This window comes from Dyella sp. C9 (genome assembly GCF_003332825.1).
GTDB lineage: Bacteria > Pseudomonadota > Gammaproteobacteria > Xanthomonadales > Rhodanobacteraceae > Dyella.
This window is the reverse complement of record NZ_QIRF01000017.1, coordinates 38349-53421: the sequence shown is the minus strand read 5'-3', so window position 1 is coordinate 53421 and position 15073 is coordinate 38349. Positions and strand designations below refer to the sequence as shown.

At 65.7% G+C, this 15073-nt stretch carries 14 protein-coding genes; 6 read left to right on the top strand and 8 right to left on the bottom strand.

Going from position 1 to position 15073, the window contains the following annotated elements:
* Positions 1–22: 22 nt before the first annotated feature.
* Genes hmgA through hppD form a run of 3 tightly spaced genes read right to left on the bottom strand, consistent with a single transcriptional unit; the run spans position 23 to position 2887 of the window.
* Positions 23–1324 (bottom strand): homogentisate 1,2-dioxygenase, encoded by a 1302-nt coding sequence (gene hmgA, locus DVU99_RS16535; RefSeq protein ID WP_114241332.1) that lies wholly within the window; start codon positions 1322–1324, stop codon positions 23–25.
* Positions 1321–1731: an endonuclease domain-containing protein gene (locus DVU99_RS16530; protein ID WP_114241331.1), complete on the bottom strand. Its 411-nt coding sequence runs from the start codon at positions 1729–1731 to the stop codon at positions 1321–1323. The genes hmgA and DVU99_RS16530 overlap by 4 nt, the downstream gene beginning before the upstream one ends.
* Before the next feature lie 58 nt (positions 1732–1789).
* Positions 1790–2887, bottom strand: a complete 1098-nt coding sequence (hppD, locus tag DVU99_RS16525; RefSeq protein ID WP_114241330.1) for a 4-hydroxyphenylpyruvate dioxygenase — start codon at positions 2885–2887, stop codon at positions 1790–1792.
* Positions 2888–2999: 112 nt separating this feature from the next.
* On the opposite strand from hppD, the gene DVU99_RS16520 reads away from it, so the two are divergent.
* Entirely contained in the window at positions 3000–3458 is a 459-nt protein-coding gene (locus DVU99_RS16520; RefSeq protein WP_232823634.1) for a MarR family winged helix-turn-helix transcriptional regulator, read from the top strand.
* Positions 3459–3557: 99 nt separating this feature from the next.
* Here DVU99_RS16520 and DVU99_RS16515 read toward each other — a convergent pair whose 3' ends face one another.
* The 3 genes from DVU99_RS16515 to DVU99_RS16505 form a co-directional block, all read right to left on the bottom strand.
* Positions 3558–5066, bottom strand: coding sequence for a peptide MFS transporter (locus DVU99_RS16515; RefSeq protein ID WP_114241328.1), 1509 nt, complete (start codon positions 5064–5066; stop codon positions 3558–3560).
* Between the two features lie 217 nt (positions 5067–5283).
* The gene (locus tag DVU99_RS16510) at positions 5284–6792 is read right to left on the bottom strand and encodes a peptide MFS transporter (RefSeq protein WP_114241327.1); all 1509 of its coding nucleotides are present in this window, start codon (positions 6790–6792) and stop codon (positions 5284–5286) included.
* A 204-nt stretch (positions 6793–6996) separates the two neighbouring features.
* The gene (locus DVU99_RS16505) at positions 6997–7851 is read right to left on the bottom strand and encodes a tryptophan 2,3-dioxygenase (RefSeq protein ID WP_198670360.1); all 855 of its coding nucleotides are present in this window, start codon (positions 7849–7851) and stop codon (positions 6997–6999) included.
* 207 nt (positions 7852–8058) lie between these two features.
* On the opposite strand from DVU99_RS16505, the gene pdhA reads away from it, so the two are divergent.
* The 3 genes from pdhA to DVU99_RS16490 all read left to right on the top strand — a co-directional run bounded on the left by pdhA (position 8059) and on the right by DVU99_RS16490 (position 11630).
* On the top strand, positions 8059–9144 hold the full coding sequence (gene pdhA / locus DVU99_RS16500; RefSeq protein ID WP_114241325.1) for a pyruvate dehydrogenase (acetyl-transferring) E1 component subunit alpha: 1086 nt from the start codon (positions 8059–8061) through the stop codon (positions 9142–9144).
* Positions 9145–9147: 3 nt separating this feature from the next.
* Positions 9148–10128: an alpha-ketoacid dehydrogenase subunit beta gene (locus DVU99_RS16495; protein WP_114241324.1), complete on the top strand. Its 981-nt coding sequence runs from the start codon at positions 9148–9150 to the stop codon at positions 10126–10128.
* Positions 10129–10247: 119 nt separating this feature from the next.
* Entirely contained in the window at positions 10248–11630 is a 1383-nt protein-coding gene (locus DVU99_RS16490) for a dihydrolipoamide acetyltransferase family protein (protein ID WP_114241323.1), read from the top strand.
* A gap of 63 nt (positions 11631–11693) precedes the next feature.
* On the opposite strand, the gene DVU99_RS16485 is transcribed toward DVU99_RS16490, so the two are convergent.
* Positions 11694–12098 carry a globin gene (locus DVU99_RS16485; RefSeq protein ID WP_114241322.1) on the bottom strand — a complete coding sequence of 135 codons (405 nt, stop codon included), beginning with the start codon at positions 12096–12098 and terminating at the stop codon, positions 11694–11696.
* A gap of 180 nt (positions 12099–12278) precedes the next feature.
* On the opposite strand from DVU99_RS16485, the gene DVU99_RS16480 reads away from it, so the two are divergent.
* Complete coding sequence (locus tag DVU99_RS16480; RefSeq protein ID WP_114241321.1) at positions 12279–12662, top strand: VOC family protein; 384 nt, start codon at positions 12279–12281, stop codon at positions 12660–12662.
* 45 nt (positions 12663–12707) lie between these two features.
* Positions 12708–14432 carry a SulP family inorganic anion transporter gene (locus tag DVU99_RS16475; protein ID WP_114241320.1) on the top strand — a complete coding sequence of 575 codons (1725 nt, stop codon included), beginning with the start codon at positions 12708–12710 and terminating at the stop codon, positions 14430–14432.
* Here DVU99_RS16475 and DVU99_RS16470 read toward each other — a convergent pair.
* Positions 14426–15067: a DUF6348 family protein gene (locus DVU99_RS16470; RefSeq protein ID WP_114241319.1), complete on the bottom strand. Its 642-nt coding sequence runs from the start codon at positions 15065–15067 to the stop codon at positions 14426–14428. The two genes, DVU99_RS16475 and DVU99_RS16470, sit on opposite strands and share 7 nt — an antisense overlap.
* Positions 15068–15073 lie beyond the last annotated feature (6 nt).

Here is a 15073-nt window from a genome sequence, read left to right as displayed (position 1 = left end):
GGTTGATGCGGTGATCCGGCGCTTACTTGCCGGTGAAATGCTTCTGGATGCCCTGCCAGCACTCGTAGTAGTTGCCCTGCAACTCCTTCGACTCCAGTGCCTGGCGGGTCGGATGGATCACCCGGCGCGTCTCGAACATGAAGGCCATGGTGCCGGTGATCACATCCGGCTGCGACAGGTCACGGGTCGAGGCCTTCTCGTAGGTGGCCGCATCCGGCCCGTGGCCGCTCATGCAATTGTGCAACGAGGCGCCGCCCGGCACGAAGCCCTCGGCCTTGGCATCGTAGGCACCGGTGATCAGGCCCATGAATTCGCTGGCGATGTTGCGGTGGAACCACGGCGGGCGGAAGGTGTGCTGCGCCACCAGCCAGCGCGGCGGGAAGATCACGAAGTCCATGTTGCTCACGCCCGGGCTGTCGCTGGGCGAATGCAGCACCAGGAAGATGCTCGGATCCGGGTGGTCATAGCTGATCGAGCCGATGGTGTTGAAGCGGCGCAGGTCGTACTTGTACGGCGCGTAGTTGCCGTGCCAGCCGACCACGTCCAGCGGCGAGTGGTCGATGGCGGCACGCCACAGGTTGCCCTGGAACTTGGTGACCAGCTCGAACTTGCCCTCGACGTCCTCGTACGCCGCCACCGGCGTGAGGAAGTCGCGCGGATTGGCCAGGCCATTGCTGCCGATCGGGCCCAGGTCGGGCAGGCGCAACAGCGCACCGAAGTTCTCCGCGATGTAGCCACGCGCGGCCTCGTCGAGCAACTCCACACGGAAGCGCACGCCACGCGGGATCACCGCCACTTCCAGCGGCTCCAGCTCGATGACGCCGAACTCGGTGGCCAGGCGCAGGCGCCCCAGCTGCGGCACGATCAGCAACTCGCCGTCGGCGTTGTAGAAGAAGCGGCCCTCCATCGAACGATTGGCCGCATACAGGTGGATGCCGACGCCGGACTGTTCCGCCGGGCCGCCATTGCCGCCCATGGTGACGATGCCGTCGATGAAGTCGGTTGGCTCGGAGGGCAGCGGGAACGGGTTCCAGCGCAGCTGGTTCGGATTGGCCGGCACTTCGTCGAAGCGGTTATGGAACCGGCCGGGCGCCATCGCCTCGAACGGGTGGTGCATGGCCGCCGGGCGAATGCGGTACAGCCAGCTGCGGCGGTTGCTGTGGCGCGGCGCCGTGAACGCGGTGCCGGACAGCTGCTCGGCATACAGGCCATGGGCCACCTGCTGCGGCGAGTTCTGCCCTTCAGGCAGCACGCCGGGCATGGCCTCGGTGGCGAATTCGTTGGCGAAACCGGATTGGTAACCGTGAACCTGCATCGTGCTCATTGCTCTTCGCCTTGAAGCCACTCTCCCGCCGGGAGAGGGGTTGGGGTGAGGGTTCGGTTGCTGGCGGCGCCGAGGATCGCTTCGAGCACCGCTTCTGTTTCTTGCAAAACTTCGTTGTTCCAGAAGCGCACGACCTTCATTCCCTGCGACTCCAGGAACCGAGTGCGCTCATGGTCGCTCACATCGCTGTGTTGAGATCCATCCAGTTCCACTACCAGCCTTTTTGCCTCGCAGTAGAAGTCAACGACATAGGGCGGAATCGGGGGCTGGCGACGGAACTTCATTTCATTCAATCGCCCGGCTCGCAGGTGTTGCCAAAGCCTGTGCTCGGCACCCGTGCCACCACGCAAATCACGCGCTTGTTGGCGCGCTCTTGTCGGCAGCGATGGTTTGATGCGCTCCTGCATCACCGGACCCTCTCCCCAACCCCTCTCCCACGGGGAGAGGGGCTTTAGAGCTCAATCTTTACAGGAACCCGCGCTTCATCTGGTCGCGTTCGATCGACTCGAACAAGGCCTGGAAGTTGCCTTCGCCGAAGCCCTCGTTGCCCTTGCGCTGGATGATCTCGAAGAAGATCGGGCCGATGTTGTTCTGGGTGAAGATCTGCAGCAGCTTGCGCTGCTTGGTCTCCGGGTCGGCGTCGATCAGGATCTTGTTCCTGGCCAGGCGCGGCACGTCTTCGCCGTTGTCCGGGATGCGCAGGTCGATCACGTCGAAGTAGGTGTCCGGCGTGTCGAGGAACTCCACGCCCTGCTCGCGCATCGCTTCCACCGTTTCGTAGATGTTGTCGGTGAACAGCGCGACGTGCTGGATGCCTTCGCCATGGTAGGCGTCGAGGTATTCGTTGATCTGCGACTTCGGGTCGCTCGATTCATTGAGCGGGATGCGCACGATGCCGTCGGGCGCGGTCATCGCCTTGGACACCAGGCCGGTCTTGGCGCCCTTGATGTCGAAGTAGCGGATCTCGCGGAAGTTGAACAGGCGCTCGTAGTAGTCGGACCACTTCTGCATGTTGCCGAAGTAGAGGTTGTGCGTGAGATGGTCGATGAAGGTGAGGCCGAAACCCTTCGGGTGCTGCTCGACGCCCGGCACCGGCGCGTAGTCGTCGCCATAGATGCTGCCGTTGTCGCCGTAGCGGTCAACCAGGTACAGCGTGCAGTCGCCGATGCCCTTCACTGCCGGCGCGTTGATCGCCTTGCTGCGCTCGGCCAGTTCGCTCACCGCCTCGCCGCCATTGCCGAGCACGACCTTGCGCACTTCATCGGCCGGCTTCTGGAAGCGGATGGCGAAACCCGCGGCGCAGGGGCCATGGGCCTTGGCGAATTCGGCGGCGTAGGAATCCGGATCCTCGTTGACCAACAGGTTCACGTCGCCCTGGCGATAGACCGTGATCGCACGGGTCTTGTGCTTGAGCACGGCACTGAAGCCCATGCTCTTGAACAGGGCGTGCAGCTCCTGGCCGCGATCGGCCGGGGCGGCGAATTCAACGAACTCGAATCCGTTGATGCCCATGGGGTTTTCGAAGGTGGTGACCTGCATGCCAAGATTGGGCTGCGCGCTCATGGGAAGCTCCTGATCGATTCGATGCTCAATGGCCTACGCCAAGCGTGCGACCATCCTCATAATCCTCGCGTTATAGTTACATATGAAACCAATTGCAAGGAGCGCCGCAGCAGTGCCCGAAGAACGCCATCCCGACCACGCACCGCTGGAACTGGAGCATTTCCTGCCCTACCGGCTCTCCATCCTGTCCAATGCCGTCAGCCAGGCCATTGCCGACGACTACCAGCGCCGATTCGACCTGAGCATGACGGAGTGGCGCGTAATGGCCGTGCTGGCCCGCTTCGACGGCCTGTCGGCCCGTGAGGTGGCCGAGCGCACGCTGATGGACAAGGTGGCGGTGAGCCGGGCGCTGGCCAAGCTCGTGGAGGCCGGCTGGGTGACCCGGGCCACCCACGATGGCGACAAGCGCCGCTCGGTGCTGGGCCTCAGCGAGGCGGGCTGGGCCGTGCATGAAATCGTGGCGCCCATGGCCCGCGAGCATGAGCGCAACCTGCTGTCCAGGCTGGATGAGGAAGAGCGCACCTGGCTGCTGCGCATCCTGGACAAGCTGCAGGCGATCGAGCCGAAGTAAGCGCGGGGATGGGGGGCGCCAGCCCGTGCCTGCTGCAGCCGGCAGGCTCGAGCCGACAGCCGGTTCTGGCCCCCCCGCTACCCATCCCCCGCCACGGCTTTACTTCACCCCGTGCATCAGCCGGTTGATCAGCGGCGCGATCAGGAAGAGCGCCACGCCGGCACCGGCCAGCAGCCAGAAGCTGAAGGTGAAGCCGCTGAGTGCCGACGCGACGGTCATGCCGCTTTCGCCGCTGATGTGGCCGGCGAACAGGCCGGACAGGTTGTTGCCGATGGCGGTGGAAAGGAACCAGCCGCCCATGGCCAGGCCGACCAGTCGCGAGGGTGCCAGCTTGGTCACCATCGACAGGCCGATGGGCGAGAGACACAACTCACCGGCCGTCTGCAGCACGTAGCACAGGGCCAGTGGCCAGAACGGGATCAGGCCGTCGCCGCTCACCAGGTTGTCCAGGGCGTAGATCAGCACGACGAAGCCCAGTGCGTTGCCGATCAGGCCCAGGCCGAACTTGCGAGGAATGGACGGCTCCAGACGGCGCTTGTCGAGGAAACCCCAGGCCAGCGAGACCAGTGGCGCCAGCAGCACGATGGCCACCGGGTTCACCGACTGGAACCAGCCCACCGGAAACTCCCACCCGCCGAACATCTCGCGGTCCACGATGTTCTGGGCGAGGAAGTTGAATGAACTGCCCGCCTGCTCGAAGAACATCCAGAACAGTACGTTGAAGGCGAAGATGATCAGCATGGCAATCACCCGGTCGATCTGCACGCGACCGTTGCGCACCGCCTCGATCACCAGCATCACGCCCACCGCGATGAACAGCGCCGTGAGCAGCCACTGCAGCACCACGGCGCCTGCCTTCGCCATCAGGAAATAGAACACCGGGATGGCGACCAGCATGCCCAGCAGCACGTAGACCACGCGCATCCGGTTGGCCTGCTCCGGCGCGGGACGGCCCACCCCGTTGAGCTGGCGGCGCCCGATCCAGAACCACAGCAGGCTGATCAGCATGCCCACGCCGGACGCGCCGAACACCAGCTTGTAGTTCTGGTGCATGGGCGTATCAGTGAAGGTGCTGGCCAGCCAGCCAGTGATCAGCGGCGCAATCAGCGCACCGCCGTTGATGCCCATGTAGAACAGGGTGAACCCGCGATCGCGGCGCGCATCACCTTGTGCGTAGAGCTGCCCGACCATCGAGGAAATATTCGGCTTGAACAGGCCATTGCCCACGATGATGGTGGCCAGCCCGAGCAGGAAGACCTGCTCGTTCGGCAGCATGATCATGAACAGGCCTACCGCCATCACGCTGGCGCCCAGCAGGATGGAGCGCTGGTAGCCAATGATCTTGTCGGCCACGTAGCCGCCAAACACCGCCGTGGCGTAGACCAGGGCCAGGTAGGCGCCATAGGTGCGGCTGGCGAACGCCTGTCCGGAGGCGTCGCCGTTGAAGAACGCGGCCACGATGTACAGCGTCAGCGCCCAACGGATGCCATAGAACGCAAAGCGCTCCCAGAACTCCGTCATGAAGAGCATCCACAACGGGCGCGGATGTCCCAGGGTCTGCGGGTAGTCGGGCACCGTCGGGGCGGCGGCAGTGGAGGTGTCGGTCATGCAGATTCCAGGGAGGCAGCGGCGGCGCCTGTGCGCCAGTCGAAATTTCTTGGGAGATCCGACATGTAACCGCCCGCCACCCTGCCCGTCAAATGCACTGCAGCAGAAAGGGGGGTGGGGGGCGGGTAGCGTGGGCTCCAACACCGAATACCAGAGGCGAGCTTGCGGCGTGCGCCACGCGCGCGGTCTTGCGCCCCCGCCATTCACCCCCGGCCCGTCACTTCACTCCATGCATCAACCGATTGATCAACGGCGAAATGAGCAGCAGCAACACGCCCGCGCCCCCCAGCAGCCAGAAGCTGAAGGTAAAACCGGCCAGGGCGGATGCCGCGGTCATGCCCGTGTCGCCGCTGATGCGGCCGGCCAGCAGTCCGGACAGGTTGCCGCCCACCGCCATCGACAGGAACCAGCCGCCCATGGCCACGCCCACCAGGCGCGGCGGCGCCAGCTTGGTCACCATCGACAGGCCGATCGGCGACAGGCACAGCTCGCCGATGGTCTGCAGCACGTAGCAGGCGTTGAGCGGCCAGAACGGGATCAGCCCGCGGCTGTCGACCGAATGGGCCAGCGCATACATCAGCACGGTGAAGCCCAGGCCGTTGAACACCAGGCCAAGGCCGAACTTGCGCGGGATCGACGGCTCCTGGTGACGCTTGGCCAGAAAGGCCCACACCTGGGTCACCAGCGGCGCCAGCACGATGATCGCCACCGGGCTCACCGACTGGAACCAGCCCACCGGGAACATCCAGCCACCGAACATCTCGCGGTCGACCATCTTCTCCGCGAGGAAATTGAACGAGGTGCCGAGCTGGAAATACATCATCCAGAACAGGATGTTGAAGGCGAAGATGATCAGCATCGCGATCACCCGGTCGAGCTGCACGCGGTCGTGGCGCACGGCTTCCACCACCAGCATCGCCGCCACGCCCACGAACAACAGGCTCAGCAGCCACTGCAGGCCGCTGGCACCGATGAAGGCCAGCAGCAGGTAGACCAGCGGTACGGCGACGACCACGCCCAGCAGCACCCACACCACCCGCATGCGGCTGGCCGCGTCCGGCGCGGGGCGGCCCACGCCCTTGAGCTGGCGACGGCCGAACCAGAACCACAGCAGGCTGAGCGCCATGCCCACGCCGGCCGCGCCAAACACGATGCGGTAGTTCTCCTGCGTGGGCGTGTCGGTGAAATAGCCGGCGAGCCAGCCGGTCAGCAGCGGCGCGATCAGCGCGCCACCGTTGATGCCCATGTAGAACAGGGTGAAACCGCGGTCGCGCCGCTCGTCCTTCGGCCCGTAGAGCTGGCCCACCATCGAGGAGATATTCGGCTTGAACAGGCCATTGCCCACCACGACCATGGCCAGGCCCAGCAGGAACAGCTCCCGGCTGGGCAGCATCACCACGAACAGGCCCAGCGCCATCACCAGCGCGCCGATCAGGATCGAGCGCTGGTAGCCGATCACCTTGTCGGCCACGAAACCGCCGAAAATGCTGGTGGCGTAGATCAGCGCGGTATACGCGCCATAGATCTTGCTGGCCCAGGCCTCGCCCGCCGGGTCGCCGTGGAAGAAGTGCGCCACGATGTACAGCGCCAGCGCCCAGCTCACGCTGTAGAACGCGAAGCGCTCCCAGAACTCGGTCATGAACAGCATCCACAACGGGCGCGGGTGCCCCATCGTGGTCGGGAAGTCGGGCACCCCTGCAGGTGCGGTCTCGGCGGTGTGGCTCATGCATGCCCCTTTGCAAACAAAGCGGCGCGAGGTGCGCCGCCGGAATATCGTAGGAATCGGTTCATAACCCCGGAGCTGGCCTCACGGCCTTTTCCACTTCAACGGCATTCCCGCGAAAGCGGGAATCCAGCGCCGGTGGGCCTGGACGGGAAGTCGCCGGATCCCTGCTTTCGAAGGGATGACGGCCGGGTCGAAGGCGCCGGCTCAGGAGCCCAGCTCCGTGCGCACGTCCAGCAGCTCCGGGAAGAACTCCAGCTCCAGCGCCTTCTTGAGGAAGGCCACGCCGGAGGAACCACCGGTGCCGCGGCGATGTCCGATGATCCGCTCCACGGTTTTCATATGGCGGAAACGCCACAACTGGAAACTGCCCTCCACGTCCACCAGCTGTTCGCACATGTGGTATTCGGGCCAGAACGCCATGCGGTCTTCGTAGATGCGCTTGAACACCGGCAGCAAACCCTCGTGGCGCTGATAGGGCTGGGACCAGTCGCGCTCGGTCAGCGCCGCCGGCACCGCATGGCCGCGGCGGGCCAGGTAGCGCAGGAACTCGTCGTAAAGCCCGGGCGCCTCCAGTACGGCGCGCAGCTGCGCCTGCGCCTGCGGATCGTGCGCAAACACCTGCAGCATCTGGGCATTCTTGTTGCCCAGCAGGAATTCGATCAGCCGGTACTGCAGCGACTGGAAACCCGAGGAGGAACCCAGCACGCCGCGGAATTCCAGGTATTCCGAGGGCGTCAGCGTCTCCAGCACCGCCCACTGCTCGAACAGCTGGCGCTGCACCTGCTTCACCCGCGCCAGGATCTTCAGGCAAGGGTCCAGCTCGTCCCGCTGCAGGTGGGCAATGGCCGCCTTCAGCTCGTGGATGATCAGCTTCATCCACAGCTCCGAGACCTGGTGCTGCACGATGAACAGCATCTCGTCGTGGTGCGGAGGGTCGCTCAGCGGCTGCTGCGCGCTCAGCAGCTGGTCCAGCCGCAGGTAGCCGCCATAGGTCAGTCGCCCGTTCAGGTCGAGTTCGATACCGGCCTCAAGGTCGCGCTGGTTCTTGGTCATGGGCAGCCTGCTAGCGGTGGAATGCGCATGTTAACCGCTTGCGAAGAACGTGCCGTACCGACGCGCATGCTGCACCGTGCCTTGCGGCGCAACATGGGCCCCTGTAACAATTTCGGTCTTGCTCAGGGCTTTACGTCCGCCGCTGGCCCCACTGGATGGGCCGCCGACACCCAGGCACCCCAGATCCCCATTAACTCACTCCGGGAGCGAGTTGTGTCCATCGCCGCCAAGTTTGAAATCGAATACCTGCAGTATCTCGATGCCGAAGGCAACCAGGTTCGAGACGACCTGCCTGAATTCGCCAAGGATCTCGACCACATGGTCGAGTTGTACAAGCTGATGATGTCGACCCGCGTGTTCGACGCCAAGTCGGTCGCCTTGCAGCGCACCGGCAAGCTGGGCACCTACGCCAGCTGCCTGGGTCACGAGGCCGCGCACGTGGGCATCGGCAGCGCCATGAAGCCGGAAGACGTGCTGGCGCCCAGCTACCGCGAATACGGTGCACAGCTCTATCGCGGCGTGCAGCCGCGCGAGGTGTACATGTACTGGGGCGGCGACGAGCGCGGCAACGACTACCAGAAGGAGCCGGCGCGCCACGACTTCGCCTGGTCGGTGCCGATCGCCACGCAGTGCCTGCATGCGGCCGGTTCCGCGCTGGCGTTCAAGATCCGCAACGAGAAGCGCGTGGCCGTGTGCACCATCGGTGACGGTGGTTCGTCCAAGGGCGACTTCTACGGCGCCATCAACATCACCGGCGCGCAGAACCTGCCGATGGTGGCGGTGATCGTCAACAACCAGTGGGCTATTTCGGTGCCGCGCAAGATCCAGTCCGGCGCGCCGACGCTGGCCCAGAAGGGCATCGCCGCGGGCCTGTTCTCCATTCAGGTGGACGGCAACGACATCATCGCCGTGCGCAAGGCCATGGAGGACGCGCTGGAACGTGCGCGCAACGGCCAGGGCGGCTCGGTGATCGAGGCGGTGACCTATCGCCTCTCCGACCACACCACCGCCGACGATGCGCGTCGCTACCGCGGCGAGCAGGAAGTGAAGGACGCCTGGGCGAAGGAGCCGATGAAGCGCCTGCGCAACTGGCTGGTGGCCAAGGGCGTGTGGGACGACGCCAAGGAAGAAGCCTGGAAGAACGAGTGTGACGAGTGGATGGATAACGAGGTGAATGCCTACCTCGAGACCAAGACCCAGCCGGTCACGGCGATGTTCGACTACACCTTCGCCGAAGTCCCTGCCGATCTCGCCAAGCAGCGCGATCTCGCCATTTCGCTCGACAAGAAGGCCCACTAAGCCATGGCACAGATCACTCTCATCGAAGCCGTCACCCAGGCGCTCGCCTATGAAATGGCCCACGACGAAAGCGTCGTGGTGCTGGGCGAGGACGTCGGCGTCAACGGCGGCGTGTTCCGCGCCACCCAGGGCCTGCAGGAAAAGTTCGGCGAGCTGCGCGTGCTCGACACGCCGCTGGACGAAACCACCATTGCCGGCGTCACCGTGGGCCTTGCCGCCCAGGGCATGAAGCCGGTGGCCGAGGCGCAGTTCGAAGGCTTCATCTACCCGATGATGGAGCAGATTGCCTGCCACGCCGCCCGCCTGCGCAACCGTACCCGCGGCCGCATCACCGTGCCGGCCGTGTGGCGCGCCCCGTGGGGCGGCGGCATCCGCGCGCCGGAGCACCACTCGGAAGCGAACGAGCACCTGTTCACCAACATCCCGGGCCTGCGCGTGGTGATGCCGTCGTCGCCGGCGCGCGCCTACGGCCTGCTGCTCGCCGCCATCCGCGATCCGGATCCGGTGATGTTCTTCGAGCCCAAGCGCATCTACCGCCAGTACAAGGAAGAAGTGCCCGATGACGGCGAGGCGCTGCCGCTGGACGTGTGCTTCGTGCTGCGCGACGGCACCGACGTCACCATCGTCACCTGGGGCGCCCAGGTGAAGGAAGCGCTGGAAGCCGCCGATGAGCTGGCTGCCGAAGGCATCAGCGCCGAAGTGATCGACGTGGCCACGCTGACCCCGCTGGACTTCGACACCATCGCCGAGTCGGTGCAGAAGACCGGCCGCTGCGTGATCGTGCACGAGGCGCCCAAGACCGCCGGCTTCGGTGCCGAAATCGCCGCACGCCTGGCCGAGGAATGCATGTACGACCTGCTGGCGCCGGTCGAGCGCGTCACCGGCTACGACACGCACATCCCGCTGTTCCGCCTGGAAATGAAGTACCTGCCGAGCACCGAGCGCGTGGTGGAAGCCGCCAAGCGCACGCTGGCGAACAGCTAAACTCTTTTGATCGTCGTCCCTGCGAAGGCAGGGACCCAGCGACTTTCAAAGGCACTGGATCCCTGCCTTCGCAGGGATGACGAAAATGAAATTCTCCGCCTGACCACGGAATAAAACTCATGGCTGACATCAAGACGTTCTACCTGCCCGACCTCGGCGAGGGCCTGCCCGACGCGACCATCGTCGAGTGGCACGTGAAGGAAGGCGACACCATCAAGCTCGACGCCCCGCTGGTGTCGATGGAAACCGCCAAGGCCGTGGTCGACGTGCCCTCGCCGTACACCGGCAAGGTCACCAAGCTGCATGGCGCCGCCGGCGACATCATCGAGACCGGCGCAGCCCTGGCTGAGTTCGAGCCCGATCCGAACGCCAAGCAGCGCGCCGAGGCCGAATCCACCGGCCATCACCACGGCCCCAAGAAGGGCGCCGGCAGCCCGGCCCCGGACCACAAGGTCGTGGCCTCCGATGAAGGTGGCGAGATCGACAACGGCACCTCCGATCGCGAAGACGAAGGCACTGTGGTCGGCGCCATGATCAGCGGCAACACCGTGCACGTGGAGCAGGCCAGCAGCGTCGGCGGCGTGAAGGCCGTGCCGGCGGTGCGCGCGCTCGCCAAGAAGCTCAAGGTCGACCTCACCCGCGTGAAGCCCACCGGCGCCGACGGCGTGGTCACCCTGGCCGACGTGAAGAATGCTGCCGCCAACGGCACCGCCGCGCTGGGTGCCGCCCCGGCCCGCAGCGTGCCGGCCGCGGCCGGTCGCCACCTGGCACCGGAACTGCCGGAACCCGGTCCGGCACCGGGCCGCACGCCCGTGTCGCTGGCCGGCAAGGCCGTGCGCACCGCACCGCCGAGCGTGCAGGCCAGCGGCCAGCCGGAACAGCTCAAGGGCGTTCGCCGCAACATGGCCCGCGTGATGGCCGAGGCCCACGCCAACGTCGTGCCGACCACCCTGGTCGATGACGCCGACCTGCACGCCTGGATCGGCAAGCAGGACATCACCGCCCGCCTGATCCGCGCCATCGTCGCGGCCTGCAAGGCGGTCCCGGCGCTCAACGCCTGGTTCGACGGCAAGAACCTCACCCGCACCCTGCATCCGCACGTGGACATCGGCATTGCCGTGGACACCGAGGAAGGCCTGTTCGTGCCGGCCCTGCGCAACGCCGACGTGCTCGATGGCGCCGGCATCCGCGCCGCGATCAAGCGCCTGCGTACCTCGGTGGAAGATCGCTCGATTCCCGCTTCGGAGCTCTCGGGCTACACCATCAGCCTGTCGAACTTCGGCATGTTCGCCGGTCGCTACGCCACGCCGGTCGTCGTACCGCCATGCGTCGCCATCATCGGCGCGGGCAAGCTGAGCCACGACGTGGTGGCAGTCATGGGCGGCATCGAAGTGCATCGCCGCATGCCGATCTCGCTGACCTTCGACCATCGCGCCGCCACCGGCGGCGAAGCCGCGCGCTTCCTCAAGGCGCTGCTGGATGACCTGTCGCTGCCGAACTGAGCTGCGGCGTTGCCATGAAAAAGCCCCGGTCATGCCGGGGCTTTTTTTTGCCCTGTTTCTGCGTCAGTAGTGCTCGATGAAATAGTTCGTGGTGCGGTCCAAGGCCTTGCGCCATCGCTGCTCCAGCGCGAAGTTGTACTCCGGATCGTGTTCGGCGATGGCTCTCAGCAAGCTGTCGCACCAGTACGGGTAGAGCTCGGGCGAGACTGGCGCTCGGCCGTGCCGTCCATGCACCTTGGCCATCTCCAGCATCGTGCGTCGTGTCAGCGTGCTGCCGCTTGCATGGGCGATCGCCACGCTGATGCCACGACGCAACGCGAGAAACTGGGTGCTGAAATCAGTGTGGCGGAACATGCCGGGTATGTCGGGATGGCTGGCCATGAAGATTTCATAGAAGCGGGCAATGAAGCTGCCCTGCCGCAGACAGCGGCCGTAGCTGGTCTGCAGATCGTCAAACGTGTCGCCCATACGTACTCCCTGCATGGACGAACGCTGCCCATGAGTCACTGCGAAACTAGCATGCGTACCGGCGGCGCCCGCAGAGGCACATGGTCGCAACAAGATCGGGCAGGCCCGTGCACCAGCCTTGACGGCTCCTCGACCGGGGCGCCGCTATACCCGCTTCCATGGACTCGCCAGGAAGCCATCATGCATCACAGCCGCCTTTGCACCATCGTCATCGACTGCCGCGCCGCGAACCTCGCCGAGGCGGCCATGTTCTGGAGCCACGCGCTAGGCAAGTCGATCGTCACGCTCGACCAGGATGGCGATGGACGCTATGCCGAACTGGCTACCGAGGACGACGAGCCCATCATCCTGCTGCAGCGTGTGGATCACGACAGCCGCGTGCACCTGGATATCGAAACGGACAACCTCGAGGCCGAAGTCGAGCGGCTGGAGAAACTGGGTGCCACCCGCGTGGCCCATGTCCGCGATCGCTGGTGGGTGATGCAGGCGCCGAGTGGACATCGCTTCTGCGTGATTCGCCCGCAACGCGAGAAATTCGGTCCTCACCTCAATCGTTGGGAGTGACGATGCGCACGCACACGCCCCCTTCGCTGCCGCTGCGCTGACTCCATGTCCCGTCCGCTGCTGCAGCGCGTAATGCCCGGTGCGGCCGAACTGCTGCACTACCGGCGCGAATGGCTGCGCACCGATGTGCAGGCCGGCCTGTCGGTGGCGGCGGTGGCGCTACCGATCAGCATTGCCTATGCGCAGCTGGCCGGCTTCAGCCCCATCATCGGCCTGTACAGCACGGTGCTGCCGATGATCGTGTACGCGTTGTTCGGCTCTTCGCGGCAACTCATCGTCGGACCCGACGCGGCGACCTGCGCCATGCTCGGCGCCACGCTGATGCCGCTGGCCTTGCCCGGCAGCGACGAGTACCAGGCCTATGCGATGACGCTCACCCTGCTTACCGGCGTGCTTTGCATTGCCGCGAGCCGCTTTCGCCTCGGCTTCCTCGCCGACTTCCTGTCGCGCCCGATCCTGGTCGGGCTGCTCAACGGCGTGGCGGTGACCATTCTGGTCAGCCAGTCGGGCAAGGTGCTGGGCGTTACCCTGGATGGCAGCGACACCATCAGCCAGGTGCGCTCGCTGATCCACCAGGCGCCCCACACCCACGTGCCAACGGCCCTGCTCTCTGCGGGCACGTTCTTGGCGTTCTTCCTGATCAAGGCGTTATGGCCGCGCCTGCCGGCGTCACTGGTGGCCTTGGGCGGCGCCATCCTCGCCACCTGGCTGCTGCGGTTGACGACACGTGGCGTGGCCGTGGTCGGCGCCCTGCCCACCGGGCTTCCCACCTGGGTGATGCCGGCGCTTCCCCACGAATTGCTGGGCACGCTGGTGCCCGCCTCCGCCGCATTGGCGCTGATCACCTTCAGCAGCGGCATGCTCACCAGCCGCAGCTTCGCCGCGAAGAACAATTACCACGTCAACGGCAACCAGGAGTTCTTCGCCCTGGGCGTGTCGCACCTGGCCAGCGCCGCGTGCCAGGGCTTCGCGGTGAGCGGCTCCAGTTCCCGCACCGCCGTCAATGACGACGCCGGCGGCAAGACCCGCCTGGTGTCCATCGTCGCGGCGCTGGCGATCCTGCTCGTGATGATGTTCTTCGGCCCGGTGCTGGCCCTGCTGCCGATCGCCGCGTTGAGCGCCATCCTGGTGGCGGCGGCGATCAGCCTGATCGACCTCGGCGGCCTGCGCGAGCTGCGCCGCTTCAGTCGAAGCGAACATGCCATCGCGTGGACCACCGTGACTGGCGTGGTCCTGTTCGGCGTGATGTCGGGCATCCTGCTCGCCGTGACCATGGCGCTGCTGTATTTCCTGTCCCAGGTGGCGCGCCCGGCCGAGCAGGAGTTCGGCCTGATCGACGGCCAGGAGGGTTTCTACGAGCTGGCGCACTACCCCGAGGCGCATGCCATTCCCGGCATGCTGATCTATCGCTTCGAGTCGCCGCTCACGTTTTTCAACGCCGACTATTTCCGCCGCCGCATCCTGCGCCTGGTTCGCCTGCAGCATCCGCACTGGGTGGTGATCGATGCCATCTCGATGACCAAGAACGACATCACCGGCTTCCTTGCCATCGACGAATTGCGCCGCGAGCTGCAAGCCCGCGGCATCCAGCTGGCAATCGCGGGCCGCACGGCGCAGATGGTCAAGCGCATGACGCGCGCGGGCCTGCCACCGGAGCGCACCGGCATCCTGTATTTCGTCTCGCGCCAGGCGGCGCTCAGGGCCTACCGGCAGCAATATGGCGACGAGCCGCGCCAGCAGGCGGCGCGTCCGGCGGCCGCACCTCAGTAGTCGCGGATGTCCAGTGCCACGAAGCCGCGCACGCCATAGGCACCGTCCGACGCCGGCCACGGCAGCGAGGCCAGCATGCGATCGCCCGCTTCCCACGGCGCGTTGTCGAGCAGTACCTCGGCGCTGACCTGGCCCTCGTCGTCGCGGCGATAGAACAGCCGTACCCAGTGCAGTTCGGCGCTGAGCGACTGTGCCTGCAGCGTGTCACGCAAGGTGGATAGCAGCTCGGCCGGCGCGTCCACGCCCTCGCGCGTGGCCACGGTGGGGCCGACGAACACGTCCCAGGTGCGCACACCCAGGTCCCAGCTCTCCAGGCGCATGCGGCGATCGTCGGTGACGTACCAGCAGGCCGCCAGCAGCACGTGGAACACGCTGCGCTCGAAGGCCTCCAGCGCGTTGCGGCAGGCCGCCTCGCCGGTGCCCGTGCCGGCGAAGCTCTCCTCGATATGGCGCTCTTCGCTAAGCACGATATCGACGTCGAGACGGCCCGGTTCGCCACCGGTGCCCTCGTACCAGCTGGCCCTCACGGCGGGGAAATCGCCGTCGGTCATCAACCAGTCTTCATCGGGTTCGAGCTCGACATCATGGCGCTCGAACAGGCGCAGGAGATAATTCTGCAACGCGGCGTCTTGCATGGTTCT